The organism is Crossiella sp. CA198 (genome assembly GCF_052078295.1).
Lineage (GTDB): Bacteria > Actinomycetota > Actinomycetes > Mycobacteriales > Pseudonocardiaceae > Crossiella.
In genome coordinates, this window is the sequence record NZ_JBQJIM010000009.1 from 122,363 (window position 1) to 138,274 (window position 15,912).

16 protein-coding genes are annotated in these 15,912 nt (G+C 69.3%); 8 read left to right on the forward strand and 8 right to left on the reverse strand.

Annotated features, from left to right (window positions below; genetic code table 11):
- Positions 1–144: 144 nt before the first annotated feature.
- Positions 145–2,130: a hypothetical protein gene (locus ACTOWY_RS16895; protein ID WP_441310573.1), complete on the forward strand. Its 1,986-nt coding sequence runs from the start codon at positions 145–147 to the stop codon at positions 2,128–2,130.
- 181 nt (positions 2,131–2,311) lie between these two features.
- Here ACTOWY_RS16895 and ACTOWY_RS16900 read toward each other — a convergent pair whose 3' ends face one another.
- Both ACTOWY_RS16900 and ACTOWY_RS16905 read right to left on the reverse strand, forming a co-directional pair.
- The gene (locus tag ACTOWY_RS16900) at positions 2,312–2,731 is read right to left on the reverse strand and encodes a barstar family protein (protein ID WP_441310574.1); all 420 of its coding nucleotides are present in this window, start codon (positions 2,729–2,731) and stop codon (positions 2,312–2,314) included.
- 463 nt (positions 2,732–3,194) lie between these two features.
- The gene (locus ACTOWY_RS16905) at positions 3,195–3,563 is read right to left on the reverse strand and encodes a VOC family protein (protein ID WP_441310575.1); all 369 of its coding nucleotides are present in this window, start codon (positions 3,561–3,563) and stop codon (positions 3,195–3,197) included.
- 75 nt (positions 3,564–3,638) lie between these two features.
- On the opposite strand from ACTOWY_RS16905, the gene ACTOWY_RS16910 reads away from it, so the two are divergent.
- A complete protein-coding gene (locus tag ACTOWY_RS16910; protein ID WP_441310576.1) occupies positions 3,639–4,088 on the forward strand; it encodes a MarR family winged helix-turn-helix transcriptional regulator in 450 nt (149 codons plus the stop codon).
- Here ACTOWY_RS16910 and ACTOWY_RS16915 read toward each other — a convergent pair.
- Complete coding sequence (locus ACTOWY_RS16915) at positions 4,080–5,192, reverse strand: oxygenase MpaB family protein (protein ID WP_441310577.1); 1,113 nt, start codon at positions 5,190–5,192, stop codon at positions 4,080–4,082. The genes ACTOWY_RS16910 and ACTOWY_RS16915 overlap by 9 nt on opposite strands.
- 72 nt (positions 5,193–5,264) lie before the next feature.
- The gene (locus ACTOWY_RS16920) at positions 5,265–5,903 is read right to left on the reverse strand and encodes a GOLPH3/VPS74 family protein (RefSeq protein WP_441310578.1); all 639 of its coding nucleotides are present in this window, start codon (positions 5,901–5,903) and stop codon (positions 5,265–5,267) included.
- Between the two features lie 90 nt (positions 5,904–5,993).
- Here ACTOWY_RS16920 and ACTOWY_RS16925 point away from each other — a divergent pair, with 90 nt between their 5' ends.
- The 4 genes from ACTOWY_RS16925 to ACTOWY_RS16940 all read left to right on the forward strand — a co-directional run bounded on the left by ACTOWY_RS16925 (position 5,994) and on the right by ACTOWY_RS16940 (position 8,701).
- Positions 5,994–6,473 (forward strand): SRPBCC family protein, encoded by a 480-nt coding sequence (locus ACTOWY_RS16925; RefSeq protein WP_441310579.1) that lies wholly within the window; start codon positions 5,994–5,996, stop codon positions 6,471–6,473.
- Positions 6,474–6,657: 184 nt separating this feature from the next.
- Positions 6,658–7,872, forward strand: a complete 1,215-nt coding sequence (locus ACTOWY_RS16930) for an MFS transporter (protein WP_441310580.1) — start codon at positions 6,658–6,660, stop codon at positions 7,870–7,872.
- Positions 7,873–7,957: 85 nt separating this feature from the next.
- Positions 7,958–8,440, forward strand: a complete 483-nt coding sequence (locus ACTOWY_RS16935) for a hypothetical protein (protein WP_441310581.1) — start codon at positions 7,958–7,960, stop codon at positions 8,438–8,440.
- Positions 8,441–8,467: 27 nt separating this feature from the next.
- Positions 8,468–8,701 carry a hypothetical protein gene (locus tag ACTOWY_RS16940; RefSeq protein WP_441310582.1) on the forward strand — a complete coding sequence of 78 codons (234 nt, stop codon included), beginning with the start codon at positions 8,468–8,470 and terminating at the stop codon, positions 8,699–8,701.
- A gap of 43 nt (positions 8,702–8,744) precedes the next feature.
- On the opposite strand, the gene paaN is transcribed toward ACTOWY_RS16940, so the two are convergent.
- The 4 genes from paaN to pdhA are packed head-to-tail and all read right to left on the reverse strand — an operon-like array spanning position 8,745 to position 13,855.
- Entirely contained in the window at positions 8,745–10,418 is a 1,674-nt protein-coding gene (paaN, locus tag ACTOWY_RS16945) for a phenylacetic acid degradation protein PaaN (protein WP_441310583.1), read from the reverse strand.
- Positions 10,419–10,465: 47 nt separating this feature from the next.
- Positions 10,466–11,746, reverse strand: coding sequence for a dihydrolipoamide acetyltransferase family protein (locus ACTOWY_RS16950; RefSeq protein WP_441310584.1), 1,281 nt, complete (start codon positions 11,744–11,746; stop codon positions 10,466–10,468).
- Positions 11,743–12,753 (reverse strand): alpha-ketoacid dehydrogenase subunit beta, encoded by a 1,011-nt coding sequence (locus ACTOWY_RS16955; RefSeq protein ID WP_441310585.1) that lies wholly within the window; start codon positions 12,751–12,753, stop codon positions 11,743–11,745. Before ACTOWY_RS16955 ends, ACTOWY_RS16950 begins: the two co-directional genes overlap by 4 nt.
- 1 nt (position 12,754) lies before the next feature.
- Positions 12,755–13,855 carry a pyruvate dehydrogenase (acetyl-transferring) E1 component subunit alpha gene (gene pdhA, locus ACTOWY_RS16960; RefSeq protein WP_441310586.1) on the reverse strand — a complete coding sequence of 367 codons (1,101 nt, stop codon included), beginning with the start codon at positions 13,853–13,855 and terminating at the stop codon, positions 12,755–12,757.
- A 171-nt stretch (positions 13,856–14,026) separates the two neighbouring features.
- On the opposite strand from pdhA, the gene ACTOWY_RS16965 reads away from it, so the two are divergent.
- Together ACTOWY_RS16965 and ACTOWY_RS16970 are read left to right on the forward strand one after the other, a co-directional pair.
- Positions 14,027–14,482 carry an Lrp/AsnC family transcriptional regulator gene (locus ACTOWY_RS16965; protein WP_441310587.1) on the forward strand — a complete coding sequence of 152 codons (456 nt, stop codon included), beginning with the start codon at positions 14,027–14,029 and terminating at the stop codon, positions 14,480–14,482.
- A 173-nt stretch (positions 14,483–14,655) separates the two neighbouring features.
- Positions 14,656–15,864: a S8 family peptidase gene (locus ACTOWY_RS16970; protein WP_441310588.1), complete on the forward strand. Its 1,209-nt coding sequence runs from the start codon at positions 14,656–14,658 to the stop codon at positions 15,862–15,864.
- Positions 15,865–15,912: the final 48 nt, after the last annotated feature.

Consider the following 15,912-nt stretch of genomic DNA (forward strand, 5'->3'; position numbering starts at 1 on the left):
CCGGAGCCCAGGGGTAGCACCGATTTTCCGCCGGTCAAGCCAGGTCGGCAAAACCTGCCCCATCGGGACCAGATTCGGCTCAGATCCGCGACCGCGCGGGCATGATCCCGGTGTCTGACCATGTTGTCCCGAGGGGGGATTGTCGTGAACCAGTCGTTGCCGTCCCGGCGTGCCGCGCTTACCGGCCTGGCCGCGTTGTCCGCGACCGCGCTGACCGGCTCCGGGGTGGCCGCCGCCGCGACGGCCGACCCGGTGCCGGCGCGCGTGGTCGACCTGGGCGCCATCGGGGTCGACCGCACCGGCGGCGGTGACCCGGTGGAGAACGCCAGGCTGATCCAGCTGGCACTGAACAAGCTGGCCGACAACCACGTGCTGCACATCCCCGCAGGCACCTACCTGATCGCGCCCAAGCCCGGGGTCTGGCACGCCGCGCCGATCCTGACCATCCCGCCCTGCCGCAACCTGATCGTGCGCGGCGACGGCCCGGCCTCGGTGCTCAAGGTCGCCGACCAGCCAGCCCCGGACAAGCCCTACGTCTACGGCGCGGTGCTGGGCTTCGCCGAGGGCGCGATGGTGCCGGACCTGGTGTGCTTCACCAACTTCACCATCGATCACAACTGCGAGAAGAACAAGGCGCCGGTGGAGATCGAGTCCAACGGCAAGAAGGTCCCGGTGCTGGTGAGTTCGATCTCCAGCTATGCCTACACGCCGAAGTTCGGCCGGATCACCGTGCGGCACCTGACCGTGCACCGCGCCGACTCCCGGGTGTCGCTGTACTTCCCCGGCCAGGCCGACTCCGGCAGCGTCGCGGTGCACGACTGCCTGTGGACCGAGGCGAGCAACCGCACCGGCGCGGCCGAGGACGATCACTCCTTCGTCAACGCCACCTGCACCTCGCTCACCGTACTGCACAACAGGTTCCACGGCGTGCACTGGGAGAGGGCGCCGCGCACCGCGATCGAGACACACGCCACCAACACCGTGGTGCAGGGCAACCTGATCGAGAAGTTCCAGATCGGGATCAACATCACCGGCAACGCCCGGCATGGCGGCACCACCTACCGGCATCTGTGCCAGGACAACCTGATCGAGACCAGCCGGGACGGCATCCTGATCTGGTCGCACCGCTACGGCACGCACACCACCACGGTCGGCTTCGAGGACATGACCATCTCCGGCAACCACGTCACGCTGCGGCCGGAGAAGTACACCGGCACCGTGGCCAGTGGCAAGGGCATGCGCGGCATCGGCGTGTTCGCGGTGAAGAAGGGCGGCGCCGGCGAGAATCCCCCGCCCAGCATTGGTTTCCGCAACCTGCTGGTGGCGGGCAACACCATCCGCTACCCGCAGGAGTACGTGGTCCTGGACTACGTGTACCTGACCGAACTGGAGCGGCGGGCCGGCGCGCTGTCCTTCGCCTTCCACAACACCACCGCCGCGGACGCGGTCTACGACAACGTGCGGATCACCGGCAACACCGTCTACGACTGCGCGTTCTCCGGACTCTATATCGAAGGTGGGCGCTGGCGCGGACTCCAGGTGGACAACAACACCTTCGTCGACTGCGCGCACTCCAACTCCGGACGGCGCCAGGCCGCCTACAACAACAAGGCGCTGCGGATCTCGGTGCAACTGCTCAGCGACTGCGTGATCGCGGGCAACACCTTCCACACCAACCCCGCGCCCCAGCACTTCCGCAACCGGATCAACGGCTACCTCCAGGTCGAGCACACCGGCCCGGACCGGCACCGATTTGTCGTCTCCGGCAACGTGATCACCATCGATCCGGCGTTCACCCCCAGCGAGGTCACCGAATACCTGCACATCGCCGGGGCCAACACCCAGTGGTCCTTCGACGGCGCGGTGCCCCGGGCGAGCGTGCCGATCACCAACAACGCGCCCGGCGGCACCGGATCCCGGATCCGGGTGGACCAGTCCGAGATCACCGCCACCCGGACCGCGAACAGCTGGCAGCAACAGGGTTCCGGCACCGCGGCGCCGACCGGCGGCGGCTTCCTGCCCGGCGATGTGTGGGTGAACACCGCGATCACGGCGGCGAACCCGGTGCACTCCTGGGTGTGCGTAACCGGCGGCGCGGTGCCGGTATGGCGGGAGTTGCGGCTGTCCTGAGTCAGGCACGGCCCCAGGCAAGCGCCGTTGGCCGTTCTCGCACGGCGTGTTGGCCGTTGTGGACGCTGTGTTGGCCGTTCTGGGCGGTGTGTTGGCCGAATGGGCGCACCAGTTCGGCCAACACTGGGTACGACAAGGCGGTTTCTAGGGGTCGTTGCGGGCTTCGGCAGGGTCCGGTCGGTCAGAGCAACTCCAGGAGGACGCCATCCTCGGATTCGTCACCGCCGGGGCCGTGGTCGCGGATGATGTCGATGACTTCGTCGAACAGGGTCGGCCCCTCCCCGAGTCGTGCGCTGCTGATCCTGGCCATGACACTCGGGCGACTCGACGGATCGCAGGTGGAAAGAAGTGATTCCAACTGTTGGACTGTTGCCTCGTAGCCGAGTACCGACCGTGACAGTTCGGAGTTGAGCCACCTGAGAGTCCAGCCGTTCGCAGGTGTCCCGAAGCCTCCTCTGAGCACGTCGTTGAAGGCATCCAGATTTCCCCGCCACGTGTAGTGGCGGAGCAGCCGTGAGAACTCACGCGCGAAGCCATCGAAGTCGGAGAAGCGGGCTCCGTCGACTACCAGCACGGGAAGGTCGTCGCGTTGGTCGGTCATGATCCGATCATGCCGCAACCACGGTCATCCGCCCATGCCGCGATGCGTGCGTGCCAACCGAGGCAGAACGATCTCCGTTCCGCCATGCCAGTCCACATTGAGACGCTGGACGCCGGACCACTCGGCCAGCAACCGCCGGGCATCCGATCCATTCGCAGACTGGCTCGCCGACACGATGGATGAGATTGACCGAGGTGTTGTCGGTGCCGTTCGAGTCGTGTGCGCCGGCGCGGGGATTCTCCTCGCACAAGGGCCAGTATCACCACGCGGATCGTTGGGCCTGTCGGTGCTCGTTGGCAGAATGATGGGTGTTCGTTCTGAGTCGACTCAACCCGACGACGTCCGCGAAGACGCGATCTGGACCGGACACGCTCGAACTCGACACCAACAGATTCCGCCAACTTCGAGCGGAACGGACAGGACCACTCGCCCAAGCGAAGAATCGGCGATTCTCCTCCGCCGATCAGGGCACCGCGGTGAAGAACTCGTAGGAGTGGCCGTTGGGATCGCACACGTAGACCCCGCGACCACCGCCGAGACTGTTGGTCCGCCGGTCCCAGCCGTGTTCCACACCCGAGCCGTAGTCGATTCCCGGGTCGGCGGCCAGCACAGCGAGCAGGGCGTCGAACCGGGTGTCGTCGAGCAGGAATGCGTAGTGCCCGGCGGCCTGGGGCTGGTCGTCGGCGAAGTCCAGGGTCAGGTCGGTGTTGACCCGCAGGGCCGCGAACGGTCCGGCGGCAACGGGTTCGTCGCCGATGAGCCGGGCCAGGAAACGGGATCCGGCCCAGCGGTCGGTGACCGGGATGATCAGGTGGTTCAGCGTGATGGGCATGGTCCCGCAGCATATGCGTGCGAATCGCACACAACAAGGGTGCGATTCGCACATGTCTAGGATAGGTTGACAGCCATGGCGCGCTCCGATGACGGCGGTCCGGCGTTGTTCCGGCTGGTGCGGTTCTGGTCCCGGCGCTGGGCCGGCCTGGCCGCGGGCGAACAACGCCAGGTCCAGCACGTGCACACCCTGGAGGCCGTGCACAGCGCGGTGACCGGCGGGGTGGAACCGAGCGTGGGCGAGATCGCGCACCGGCTGGGCCTGGACCACTCCGGGGCCAGCCGCCTGGTCCGGGATGCCACCGCGGCGGGTTACCTGGCCCGCGCCGAGTCCGAAGTGGACAGACGGCGGACGGTGCCGCGGCTCACCGGGTCCGGGCGGGAACTCCTGACCGGCGCGCTGGACTGGCAACGGGAAGCCTTCGGCGAGCTGACCGCGGACTGGGCCGAGGCGGACCGGCAACGCTTCGCCGGGTACCTCCAGCGCCTGGCCGAACAGGTCGACGGCCCACAGCACTCAGCCTGACCCCGCGCCCCACTTCTCCCGCAACTCCGCCGGAATCGTCAACGCCGTCGACTGCCCGTCGGTCAACTGCCGCACGTTCACGCTCAACAACAACCGCGCCGCACGATCCAGCACCCGCCGGGCCACCTCGCTCTCGTCCTCGGCCCGCTCCAGCCGCCGCATCACCCGCACGCCGAACCCGACCACCCGGCCCCAGCCGCGCTGCTTGGGCACCCGCAGCCAGTCCGCGACCTCCGGGTTCACCACCTGCCGGACCATCGCGGGCACCACCCCGTCGAAAGCCTTGCCCGGCATGAGTTTCCGGTACAGCTCGACCAGCGCCGCGGTCAGTTCGACGCCCTCCGCGGACGGCCCGTAACTCGCCTCGACCAGGGTGGCGTTGAGCACTTCGGCCTCGGTCAGGGTTTCCGGCATCGCCTCGGTGCGGATGCCCAGCAGGTGCCCGGCGACCCGCCACACGTGGTAGTAGTCCTCGGCCTCCTGCTCGGTGACGGAGATGCCGATCCGGCGCATGCCGATGATCACCTGCACGGAGAAGATGAGCAGTGCGCCGAGCAGGTCCTGCTGACAGATCGGCACCCCGTCGCGCTCGTGGTCCCACTCCGGCGAGCGCGCGATGAAGTAGCGGACCGCGGCGTGGATCAGCCGGGTCTTCTGGATCACCGGCACGAAGGAGCCGCCGCTGGTGAACGGCTTGGGCGCCATCAGGCTCAGCACGAACTGCGCGGTCTCGGACAGCCTGCGGTGCGGCTGGTTGAGCCGGTGGGTCAGGGTCAGCACCCTGGACGGGCGCGGCTGGGCGTAGCAGTTGACCATGGCGCCGAAGGAGAGCACCGAGGCCACGTGCATGCCGTCGTCGAGGAAGAACTCCTGCGCGCGACTCACCCTGGCGAGGTCGGTCCACGGCGGCGGGTTGTCGGTGGCGATGAGGAACTCGCGCACCACCGGCGGCAGGTGTTCCGGGATGGGCTCGTCGTTGGCGCGCAACTCGGCGAGCAGCGTGTTCACCCGGCTGATCTCGCCGGTGGCCACCAGCTCGGCGATGACCGCGTCAGCGGGCGGATCACCCTGGAACTTGAGGTCTTCGAGCGCGCGTTCGTCCACGCGTCGATCCTGACCCGGCGCATACGTTGGCGAAGCCGCCGTTCGAGCGCCACCGATCTCCCGTTCGAGTGATCAGATCGGCGGGATGATGCCCTCCGGCACACCCTGCACGCCCAGGTCGATCACCACGCCGGCCACCGGGTACCGCTCCCAGACCTTCTCCGCGATCTGCTTGGCCGTCTTGCTGCGCCCGGCGACGATCTTGACCAGCGCGGCCGCGGACAGCAGCCCGACGATCAGCTCATCCTGCTCGGCCGGGTCCTCCGCGCCGAAGAGCACTGCCTTGATGTCGGCGTGGATCTTGTTCCGGCGGGCGGTGTCCACCAGGTGCCAGCTGGTGCTGGAGAAGATCAGCTTCCGCCGCTCGGTCCGCGACTCCACCGCGCCCTCGGCGACCAGCCGCCCCAGCACCCGGTCCTTCTGCCCGGTCGACAGCCGCGCGATGGCCTCCTTGACCACCGAGCCCTTGTGCTCCTCCAGCGCGGCCAGCGCCTCGTTCAGCGCGGGCACCCCGGTGTCGGAGTCGTCGGTGACGAAGAGCCGGTTGTCCTCGCCGAACAGCTCCAGCCGTTCCAGCTGGGCCAGCTCGATCAGCAGCGCGACCGCGAACAGCCCGTCCAGGGACCGCCGGGTGGCGAACTGGCCGTCTTCGGTGAGCAGGAGCAGCGCGAAGTCGTCGACCAGCGCGGACGGGGCGTCGTTCGTAGGCACGCCCGCATCCTATGACGTCCTGAATCACCGGGATGACACCCTCGCCGGAGCACGGCCTGGATTGTCGGTGCCGTGGCTAGGGTGAAGATCGTGACCGAGGAAACGAAACAGGTGTCGGTATCGCGGCGGATCGCCGCACCGGCAGCCGAGATCTTCCGCGTGCTGGCCGAACCCCGACGGCACGTGGAACTGGACGCCTCCCGCATGCTCCGCGAGGCCGTGTTCGAGGGGGCCCTCTCGGGTGTGGGCCAGGTCTTCACGATGAAGATGCACTACAAGCACTTAGGCGACTACGAGATGGACAACCACGTGGTGGTCTTCGAGCCGGACCAGCGCATTGGCTGGCGGCCGGTCGCCGGTCACGGCCACCCGGAGCGGGGCAGTTCCTGGGGCCAGCGGTGGATCTTCGAGCTGAGCCCGGACGGCCCGGATGCCACGGTGGTGACCCAGATCTTCGACCTCACCGACATGGCCGAGCAGCACCGCGCCTCGGTCACCCATGGCCAGACCTGGCTGCCCGGCATGACCACAACCCTGGAACGCCTCGACACCCTGTGCACCGGCGGCTGAACTCCTGACCGCCGCGGGTGCGCAGCCTCACCCGTCGAGTTGGCCCAAGTGGGACGACCAGTTGTCCCAACCAGGCGTACGACTTGGGCCAACTCGACGCTGAGCGGTGTCACAACCAGCCGTTGTGGATCCGCGCGAGTCGGTTGTTTGCGTCATCGCGGCGGCGCTCGCTTGGATCTCCCCCGTGCGTAGCTCACTGGGACGGGAGTTCGGCTGGCTGTGGGCGTCCTTCGCGGTCAGCTCACTCGGCAGCCGGCTCGCCGTCCAGGCCTTCCCGCTGGTCGCCCTGCTGGTGCTGGACGCCGGGACGGCGCAGGTGTCCGTGCTGGCCGCGGCGGGGCTGGCGGCGGGGGCGGTGCTGGGGATCCCGCTGGGGCCGTGGGTGGAGTTCCGGCGCAAACGCTCGGTGCTGATCGGCGCGGACCTGCTCCGCTGCGTGGCACTGCTGAGCGTGCCGGTGGCCTATGCGCTGGGGTGGCTGGGTTTCGCGCAGTTGCTGGTGGTGTCGATGGTGACCGCGGTGGCCGACCTCGCTTCCCGGTCGGCCAGCGGGGCCTGGCTGAAACAGCTGGTGCGGCGGGAGGACCTGGTGCACGCCACCGGGCGCCTGGAAGCCACCACCTGGACCACCATCACACTGGGGCCGCCGCTGGGCGGGCTGGCGATCGCGGCGTTCGGGCCGATGGCCACCCTGGTCGCGGACGCGGTCAGCTACCTGCTGTCGGCTGCGGGTATCCGGGCCGCGGGCGGACGGGAGCGCCTGCCGGAACGCGCCGCCACGCCACGAGCCGGGGAGCTGCTCGCCGGGTGGCGGCACATCTGGCATCACCCCGGGCTGAAGTTGTTGCTGGGCAACACGATCCTGGTCAACGGCCTGATCATGGCGACCGCGCCGCTGGCTCTGGTGCTCATGGTGCGGGAGCTGGGTTTCACGCTGTGGGAGTACGGCCTGGCCTTCGCGCTGCCCTGTCTCGGCGGTCTGCTCGGCGCGCGCCTGGCTCCCGGGCTGGTGGCGCGGTTCGGGTCGGCGCGGGTGCTGCGGGTGGCCGGGGTGGCCCGGGTGTGCTGGCCGGTGGGCCTGGTGCTGGTCGGGCCGGGCCTGCCGGGACTGCTGCTGGTGATCGCGGTCCAGTGCGGGCTGGTGACCTGCATGGGCGTGTTCAACCCGGTGTTCGCGGCCTACCGGCTCGCGGAGGTCCCGACCGATCGGTCGGCGCGGGTGCTGGCGGCGTGGACGGTGAGCAGCAATCTGACGGTGGCGGGACTGACCGCGTTGTGGGGTGCGCTGGCGGCATGCACCGGCGCGCGGGTGGCGATCGGGATCGCCGGGCTGCTGATCCTGGCCACGCCATTGCTGTTGCCGCGGGTCGACCGTGAGATTCTCACCGGTAATCGATGAGCTTTTCCACTGCCGCCCACGCCAAGGCGTTCCCTAATCTGGCTGCTGTACCTGCGAATTACGCAGTCAATTCAAGGGGGAATTCATGACCAAGGTGAAGACCGTCGCCCGGCTGACCGCGATCACACTGGGCGCGGCGGCCATCGGCGTCCTGCCCAGTCTCAGCGCCGCTGCGGCACCGGCCGAGGGACCGGGGACCTATTCGTTGCGCAAGGTCTCCGCCGAGGGTGCGACCGGCCAGTTCCAGGTCACCTTCAACCAGCCCTACCAACTCGCCGTCAGCAACGGGCATCTGCAGGTCAAGAACACCGCGGGCAAGGTCCTCGACGATGTGGCGCCCAGCCTGAAGCTGGCCTCGGGCCGCACGGTGACCGGCGAGTTCGCCGTGCAGCCGGGGGGCAAATTCAGCTTCACCGTCACCGGCGCCATGCCCCGGTTCACCTGGGGCGGCTTCTGGTGCGGCATGGCGGCCACGATTTCCGGCGCGGTCGGCGGTGCGTTTATCGGCGGACCGATCGGAGCCGGATTCGGCCTTGGCACCGGAATCGCGGCCGCCGCCACCTGTTAGCCGCACAACGTACGGGAAAGGAGCGCCATGCCACGGCGACGGTCACTCTTCGTCCGGTCGGTCGTCCGGGAATCGACCCGGCCGAAGTCGAGAACCGAACGCGTAACCGTCTTCGGCGCGATCCTGCTCTTCCTTGTGGCCAACATCGTTCGCGTTGCCGGACTGCTGCCCGACACACTCGCGATTCTGTTCTCGTTGGTGGCCCCGCTGGTGTGGCTCGCGGTGGTCGGGTACTGGTACCACCGGTCCTACCGGAAGTGAGCGTCCCCGCTGTGCCGGACGACCGGCACAGCGGGGATCTCGATCAAGCCGGAACGTGCCTGCGGGACTGCACGATGTGGAACCGCCCGGTGACAAACGCCGGGTCGGTCAGCGCCGCGGTGGCCGCCGGGTTGGCGCCGGTGCCGTGGAAGTCGCTGAAGGCCGCGCTCTGGTTGACGAACACGCCGCCGGTGAGGTTCTCCGACAGGTGCACGCCCGCGGTCAGCGCCGCTTCCCTGGCCGCGTCGATCACGGCGGCCTCGGTGGAGTAGACCGAGGCGGTCAGCGCGCCCTTGGCCCGCACCGAGCCGCGGAAGATGTCCAGGGAGTGCTCGGTGGAGTCGGTGCTGATCACGAACGAGATCGGGCCGAACCACTCGCGGGTGTAAGTCTCCTCGTCCTTGGCGTCCAGGCGCACCACCAGCGGGGTGCGGATGGTGGCGCCGGGGTGTTCCGGGTCCTCGACCGGAGTGGAGGCGTGCGCGACGGCGCCCACGTTCTCCGCGTCGGCCAGGCGCTGCTTGACGCCGTCGTTGACGATGGCGCCCAGGGTGCCCGCGGCGCGGGCCGGGTCGCCGAGCAGCTTGTCCAGGGCCTCGCCCAGGTCGGCGGCGAAGGCCTCCGGGGTGCGGTCACCGACGTCGGTGCGCACGCCGCCCGCGGGGACCAGGATGTTCTGCGGGGTGGTGCACATCTGTCCACTGTAGAGGGACAGGGAGAAGGACAGGTTGCGCAGCAAGCCCTTGTAGTCGTCGGTGGAGTCGACCACGACGGTGTTCAGGCCGGCCTTCTCGGTGTAGACCACGGCCTGGCGGGCGTTGCCCTCCAGCCAGTCGCCGAACTCGGTGGAGCCGGTGAAGTCGACGATCCGGACGTCCGGGTGGGTGGCCAGGTCCGCCGCGATCGGCTTGCCGGGTGCCTCCACGGCCAGGGTGACCAGGTTGGCGTCGAAGCCGGCCTCGGTGAGCACCTCGCGGGCGATGGAGACGGTCAGCGCCAGCGGCAGCACCGCGCCGGGGTGCGGCTTGACGATCACCGGGTTGCCGGTGACCAGGCTGGCGAACAGGCCGGGGTAGGTGTTCCAGGTCGGGAAGGTGTTGCAGGCGATGACCAGGGAGACCCCGCGCGGCACCGCGGTGAAGGTCTTGTCCATCACCAGCGGGTCGCCCTTGCGCTGCGGCTTGGCCCAGCGGGCGCTGCGCGGCTGGCGGGACTGCTCGGCGTAGGCGTAGGCGATCGCCTCCAGGCCGCGGTCCTGGGCGTGCGGGCCACCGGCCTGGAAGGCCATCACGAACGCCTGGCCGGTGGTGTGCTGCACGGCGTGTGCGAACTCGAAGCTGCGCGCGTTGATCCGGTGCAGGACTTCCAGGGCCACCCCGGCGCGCACCGCGGGCCCGGCGTCGCGCCAGGCGGTCATGCCCGCCTTGGCCGCCGCGATCAGCTCGGCCGGTTCGCTGCGCGGGTAGCGGATGCCCAGTTCCAGGCCGAACGGCGAGACCTCGGTGCCCACGTGCTCGACAACGCCCGGCTGGTCCAGCGCGTAGTCCTTGCCCAGCAACGCCTTGAACGCGGCTTCACCGGCGGGGGCCGCGTCCTCGCCGTAGACCGACTTGCTGGGGGTCTCGGGGAACGGCGACCAGTACTCGCGGGCGTCGATCGCGGTGACCGCGTGGTCGAGCTGCTCGGCGTGCTTGGCGTGGAAGTCCTGGGCGGACATGCCCTCTCCTCGGATCGCGGGCGAACGGTTGGTCAACAGCCGGATGATCACAGACGGGCCAACAGGCCGAGCGGTGACTCGACGGCGTCGGCGACGAAGCGGAGGAATCCACCGGCCACCCCACCGTCGCACACCCGGTGGTCGAAGGTGAAGGACAACTGGGTGATCTTTCGGACGGCCAGCTGGCCGTCCACCGCCCAGGGCCGGTCGATGATGCGGCCGATGCCGAGCATGGCCGCCTCGGGGTGGTTGATGATCGGGGTGGAGCCGTCGACGCCGAACACCCCGTAGTTGTTGAGGGTGAAGGTGCCGCCGGTGAGATCGGCCGGTTCCAGGGTGCCGGTGCGGGCGCGTTCGGTGAGCGCGGCCATGGCGGCGGCGAGTTCGGCGGTGCTCAGGCGGTCGGCGTCGCGCACCACCGGGACGACCAGGCCGCGGTCGGTCTGTGCGGCGAAGCCGAGGTTGATGTGCGGCCAGCGCAGGATTTCCCTGGCCTGACCGTCCACAGAGGAGTTCAGTTCCGGGTAGCGCTTGAGTCCGGCCACGCAGATCCGGCCGAGCAGCGCCAGCAGGCTGATCTTCTGCTCGGGGCAGGCCGCCTGCACCGCCTTTTTGGCTTCCAGCAAGGCGGTGGCGTCGGCGTCCACCCAGGTGGTGGCGTCCGGGATCTCGGCGCGGCTGCGGCTGAGCTTGTCCGCGACCGCCCGGCGCAGCCCGCGCAGCGGGATCCGTTCCGGGCCACCGGCATCGGGCAGGGTGACCGCGGCGGGCGCGTTGCCTGCCGCGGCGATGGCGGCTTCGACGTCCTTGCGCAGCACGATCCCGGCCGGTCCGCTGGGGGTGATCGCGGTGAGGTCGATGTCGTGTTGTTTGGCCAGGCCGCGGACCAGCGGGTTGATCACCCGGGGGGCGAGCGCGGGTTCGGGTGCGGGCACGGCGGCGACCAGGGCTGGGGCGGGCTGACGGCGGCGGCGGCGACGCCGGGATCCGTTGTCCTCCTTGGTGCCGTAGCCGATCAGCACGTTGCCCGAGCCTTCGGGCTCCTTGGTTCCGGCGCGTTCTTCGGTGCGGTAGGTCTCGTGCGTGCCCTCGGCGGAGACGGTGATCAGCGGTTTGCCGACCTCCAGCACCGCACCGGACTCGCCGTGCAGCGTCAACACGGTGCCGGCAAAGGGAATCGGCACCTCGACCGCTGCCTTGGCGGTCTCCACCTCGACCACGACCTGGTCCACGGTCACCGTGTCCCCCACGGCGACCCGCCAGCTCACCACCTCCGCCTCGGTCAGTCCTTCGCCGAGATCGGGGAGCCGGAACACCTGCTCACTCACGCGACCACCTCGGCCACGTAACGCAGGTCCGGCTTGTCGTCGCGCTGCAACCGGTCCAGAGTGTCCAGGATCCGGTCCACGCCAGGAAGGTGGGCGTGCTCCAGCATGGGCGGCGGGTAGGGGATGTCGAAGCCGCTGACCCGCAGCACGGGCGCGTGCAGGGAGTGGAAGCAGCGTTCCTGCACCCGGGCGGCGATTTCCGCGCCGACCCCGGCGAAACCCTGGGCCTCCTGCACGACTACGCAGCGGCCGGTGCGGCGGACCGAGGCGGCCACCGTCTCGTCGTCGAAGGGCACGATGCTGCGCAGGTCGACGACCTCGACGTCCCAGCCCTCTTCCTTGGCCGCTTCGGCGGCCTGCAGCGCGACCGGGGTGGACGGGCCGTAGGCGACGAGCGTGACGTCCTTGCCGCGCGTGCGGATCGCGGCCCGGCCGAACGGCTCGCCGCGGGTGAGTTCGACGTCGGCCTTCGCCCAGTACAGCTTCTTGGGCTCCAGGAAGATCACCGGATCGGGGTCGTCGATGGCCGCGCGCAGCAGCGAGTAGGCGTCCTCGACGGTGGCCGGGGTGACCACCTTGAGGCCGGGGGTGTGCGCGTAGTAGGCCTCGCTGGAGTCACAGTGGTGTTCCACGCCGCCGATGCCACCGGCGTAGGGCACCCGGATGACCATGGGCAGGGACAGCGCGCCGCGGGTGCGGTTGCGCAGTTTGGCCACGTGCGAGGCGATCTGCTCGAAGGCGGGGTAGGCGAAGGCGTCGAACTGCATCTCCACCACGGGTTTCATCCCGCCCATGGCCATGCCCACGGCCAGCCCGACGATCCCGGCCTCCGCCAGGGGGGTGTCGAAGCAGCGGTCTTCGCCGAGGTCGCGGGTGATGCCGTCGGTGATCCGGAAGACGCCGCCGAGCGCGCCGACGTCCTCCCCGAAGACCACCACTCGCTCGTCTTCCTTGATGGCATCGCGTAACGCCTGGTTCAGCGCCTGGGCCATGGACAGGTTCGGCATCTCAGCGCTCCTCGGCGTCGAGTTCGGCGGCCAGCATCTCCTGCTGTTCGCGGAGCTGGCTGGTGGGTTCGGCGAAGACGTGCGCGAACAGATCCATCGGCGCGACAACGGGTTCGGCGTTCATCCGGGTGCGCAGGTCGGCGGCCTTGGCCTCGGCCTCGGCGGTCCAGGCCGCCATGTCCTCTTCGGACAGTGCGCCGAGGTCGCGGAGGTGTTTTTCCAGCCTGGCCATGGGATCCCGGCCGAGCCAGCGCTGGACTTCCTCGTCCTCGCGGTACCGGGTGGCGTCGTCGGCGTTGGTGTGCGCCTCCATCCGGTAGGTGTGCGCCTCGATCAGGAACGGCCCGTTGCCGGACCGGGCGTGCTCGACGGCGGCCTGCAGCACCGCGAGCATGGCCACCGGGTCGTTGCCGTCGACCTGTTCGGAGCGCACGCCGTAGCCGATGCCCTTGTAGGACAAGGCGGGCGCGGCGCTCTGCTTGGACAGCGGCACCGAGATGGCGTAGCCGTTGCTCTGCACCAGGAAGATCACCGGCGCGTTGAACACGGCGGCGAAGTTGAGGGCTTCATGGAAGTCGCCCTCGCTGGTGGCCCCGTCGCCGATGAAGGCGAGCACCACGGTGTCCCGGCCCTGCCGCTTCTCCGCGAAGGCCAGCCCGGTGGCGTGCAGGGTCTGGGTGGCCAGGGGGGTGCACTGGGGTGCGGTGCGCGCGGCCTTGGGGTCGTAGCCGCAGTGCCAGTCGCCGCGCAGCAGGGTGAGCACTTCGACCGGGTCCAGGCCGCGGGCGACCAGGGCCATGGACTCGCGGTAGGTGGGGAAGACCCAGTCGGTGTCGCGCAGGGCGAGCACGGCGCCGATCTGGCAGGCCTCCTGGCCGCGGCTGGAGGGATACACCGCGAGGCGGCCCTGTTTGGTCAGCGCGGTGGCCTGGGTGTCGAACCGGCGGCCGATGATCATGCGCCGGTAGGCCTCGCGGAGCAGGGCCACGGGCGGCTCGGCGTAGCCGGCCCGGAAATCGGCCGGGCTGCCGTCCTCGGCGAGGAACCGGACCGGGGTCACGGAGGGCAGCAGCGCGTCAGGGCGCGCGGGAGCTTCGGTCACGGCGAACCTCCTAGTCGGACGTCCCTGTCTGACAGGCGTCCTCAAATGGTTGCCCCGTACGGGTGGCTGGCTCAAGATGTGCCAGAAACAGCAGACGAACGGCTTCCCTGAAACGTGAAAGGCGGCAATATGTCCATCGACAGCGGTGCCGTTGGCTCACCGGGCGGACAGATGGCCACCTCTCTGGATGAGGTGGACCGCTCGATCCTGAGAATGCTGGCCAAGGACGGCCGGATCTCGATCAGAACCCTGGCCGAGCGACTGCACATCTCGCGCACCAACGCCTACGCCCGAATCGACCGCTTGGTAGGCGACAAGGTGATCACCGGGTTCGGCGCCCGGATCGATCCGGCGCGGGCCGGGCTGGGCACCACCGCGATGGTGGTGGTGACCATCGAGCAGGCCTCGTGGCGCGAGGTGTCCGAGCAGTTGCGCTCGATTCAGTACGTGGAACACCTGACCATGGTCGGTGGCGACTTCGACGTGCTCGTGCTAGTGCGCGCCCCGGACAACCAGGCCCTCCGGGAGATCGTGCTGGAGCGGATTCAGGAAGTGCTCGGCGTGCGTTCAACCCGTACCTGGCTGGTGTTCGACGAGGTCACGGGCACACACCCGGGCCTGAGCTAGCCAAAGTGTGACTAAAAAGTTAAGGCAAACCTGTAACGACACCTACTAACGACCTGTTGCTTACTCCGTTCGGGTCAACCATGCTGCATCCAGTGGCTGCCAGTAACCGCCCCTGAGCCGCAGCCACAGCTCCGTGTGGTGAGGGCTACACGGCGGAGTGAACGGAGTAACAGATGGCACGAGACCGACGCAGGGCCGCACTGGGCGCCGGGCTGATCGCCGGCACCTCCCTGCTCGCCCTGGTCGCTTCGGCGCTGCCCGGCCTCGCCGCGCCCGCTGAAGGTCAGATCCTCAACGCCGGCACCGCCAACGCGGTCGCGGGCAGCTACATCGTCACGCTGAAGGATGGCGCTGCCGGTGCGCAGGACCTGGCCTCCCGGTTCGGCGGCAAGGTCACCGCGACCTACGACAAGACCCTCAACGGCTTCGCCGTCTCGCTGAGCGAGCAGCAGGCCAAGCGGCTGGCCGCGGACTCCCGCGTGGCCTCCGTGGAACAGGACGGCGTGGTCAGCCTCGCCGGCGAACAGCTCAACCCGGAGTGGGGCCTGGACCGGCTTGACCAGCAGTCCCTGCCGCTGGACAAGAAGTTCACCTACGGCAACGAGGGCGCGGGCGTGACCGCCTACATCCTCGACACCGGAGTGCGGCTGACTCACCAGGAGTTCGGCACCCGCGCCAAGAGCGGCTACGACTTCATCGACAACGACGCCGACGCCAGCGACTGCCAGGGCCACGGAACGCACGTGGCCGGCACCGTGGGCGGCACCAAGTACGGCGTGGCGAAGAAGGCGGACCTGGTCGCGGTGCGCGTGCTCAACTGCCAGGGCTCCGGTCAGTGGTCGCAGATCATCGCGGGCATCGACTGGGTCGCGAAGAACGCCAAGAAGCCTGCCGTGGCCAACATGAGCCTCGGCGGCACCGGCAGCAACGCGGCCATGGAGAACGCGGTCAAGAAGGCGGTCGCCGCCGGCGTCACCTTCGCGATCGCCGGTGGTAACTCCGGCGCCGACGCCTGCAACTTCACCCCGGCCAGGGTGCCGGAGGCGATCACCGTGGGCGCCACCCAGCAGAACGACGCCCGCGCGGTGTGGCAGGGCGCCTCGGTCGCCTCGAACTGGGGCAAGTGCCTGGACATCTTCGCCCCCGGCACCGCGACCGTGTCCGCGATCCACACCAACGACACCGGCACCTCCACCAAGAGCGGCACCAGCATGGCCACCCCGCACGTCGCGGGCGCGGTCGCGCTGTACCTCTCGGTGAACCAGCAGGCGACGCCGCAGCAGGTCCGCGACGCGCTGGTGAACAACGCGGTGAGCGACAAGCTGACCGACATCAAGACCGGTTCGCCGAACAAGCTGCTCAACGTCAGCTTCATCAAGTAAGGCAAGTGCGCTGACCGGCCGGGGCCGGGTGCGCGGGGCCCTCCCCCG